Source organism: Mycobacterium sp. (genome assembly GCF_050701675.1).
Lineage (GTDB): Bacteria > Actinomycetota > Actinomycetes > Mycobacteriales > Mycobacteriaceae > Mycobacterium.
The window spans coordinates 1-1,751 of the sequence record NZ_JBOGDD010001231.1; the positions used below are offsets into that span (position 1 = coordinate 1).

A 1,751-nucleotide genomic window follows, 5' to 3' on the forward strand; every position below is an offset into this window, starting at 1 on the left:
ATCAACGATCGACCCGTGGTGATCGACTTCATCGTCGGCGCCGACGCCCAGGTCTGGCCGATGGTGGCCGCGGGCACGAGCAACTCGGAGATCGAGGCCGCCAAGGGAATCCGGCCGCTGTTCGACGACCAGGGCAACGAGGGACACGCCTGATGAGCATCCAGACCCACACCCTGTCGGTGCTCGTCGAGGACAAGCCCGGCGTGCTGGCGCGCGTCGCATCGTTGTTCTCCCGGCGCGGCTTCAACATTCAGTCGCTGGCCGTCGGCGCCACCGAACAGAAGAATCTCTCCCGGATGACGATCGTCGTCTCGGTGGAGGACTTCCCGCTCGAACAGATCACGAAGCAACTCAACAAGTTGATCAACGTGATCAAGATCGTCGAACAGGACGAGGTCAACTCGGTGTCTCGCGAGCTGGCACTGATCAAGGTCCGTGCCGACGCGGCGACCCGTGGACAGATCATCGAAGCGGTGAACCTGTTCCGCGCCAAGGTCGTCGATGTGTCGGCCGAATCGCTGGTGGTGGAAGCCACCGGCACGCCGGGAAAGCTCGAGGCACTGCTGGCGCTGCTGGAGCCCTACGGCATCCGGGAGATCGCCCAATCCGGCATGGTGACACTCGCCCGTGGCCCGCGCGGTATCTCGGGCGTCAAATAATGCAATTGCAGTAACGAACGAAGAGAAGGAAACAACAAGTGGCAGTTGAGATGTTCTACGACGACGACGCTGATCTGTCGATCATCCAGGGACGCAAGGTCGGCGTCATCGGATACGGCAGCCAGGGACACGCGCATTCCCTGAGCCTGCGCGATTCGGGCGTCCAGGTGAAGGTGGGTCTCAAGGAGGGCTCCAAGTCGCGCGAGAAGGTCACCGAGCAGGGCCTCGAGGTCGACACGCCCGCCGAGGTCGCCAAGTGGGCCGACGTCGTGATGCTGTTGGCACCCGACACCGCGCAGGCAGAGATCTTCAAGAACGACATCGAGCCGAACCTGGAGGCGGGCAACGCGCTGTTCTTCGGCCACGGTCTGAACATTCACTTCGACCTGATCGAGCCTGCCGAGAACATCACGGTCGGCATGGTCGCCCCGAAGGGCCCCGGCCATTTGGTGCGCCGCCAGTTCGTCGACGGCAAGGGTGTGCCCTGCCTGATCGCCGTCGACCAGGACCCCAAGGGCGAGGGCCAGGCTCTGTCCCTGTCGTACGCCAAGGCGATCGGTGGTGCCCGCGCAGGCGTCATCAAGACCACGTTCAAGGAGGAGACCGAGACTGATCTCTTCGGCGAGCAGGCCGTGCTCTGCGGCGGTACCGAGGAACTGGTCAAGGTCGGCTTCGAGGTCATGGTCGAGGCGGGCTACGCCCCCGAAATGGCCTACTTCGAGGTGCTGCACGAGCTCAAGCTCATCGTCGACCTGATGTACGAGGGTGGCATCGCGCGGATGAACTACTCGGTGTCCGACACCGCGGAGTTCGGCGGCTACCTTTCCGGCCCGCGCGTCATCGACGCCGACACCAAGGAGCGGATGCGCGCGATCCTGAAGGACATTCAGGACGGCACCTTCGTCAGGGAGCTCGTCGCAAACGTCGAGGACGGTAACAAGCGGCTCGAGAAGCTCCGCAAGGAGAACGCCGAGCACCCGATCGAGGTCACCGGCAAGAAGCTGCGCGACCTGATGAGCTGGGTGGACCGCCCGATCACCGAAACGGCCTGATTCGGCGTCAACGCGAGTCGTGGAGTTTCAACCGTGTTAC

At 63.4% G+C, this 1,751-nt stretch carries 3 protein-coding genes; all 3 read left to right on the forward strand.

What is annotated here, in order from left to right; genetic code table 11:
• The coding region (locus ACRDUX_RS38225; RefSeq protein ID WP_526422326.1) for a hypothetical protein at positions 1-153 on the forward strand (153 nt) is incomplete at its 5' end.
• A complete protein-coding gene (gene ilvN / locus ACRDUX_RS38230) occupies positions 153-659 on the forward strand; it encodes an acetolactate synthase small subunit (protein WP_526388197.1) in 507 nt (168 codons plus the stop codon). The genes ACRDUX_RS38225 and ilvN, both read left to right, overlap by 1 nt.
• A gap of 38 nt (positions 660-697) precedes the next feature.
• Positions 698-1,711 (forward strand): ketol-acid reductoisomerase, encoded by a 1,014-nt coding sequence (ilvC, locus tag ACRDUX_RS38235; protein WP_526422324.1) that lies wholly within the window; start codon positions 698-700, stop codon positions 1,709-1,711.
• Positions 1,712-1,751 lie beyond the last annotated feature (40 nt).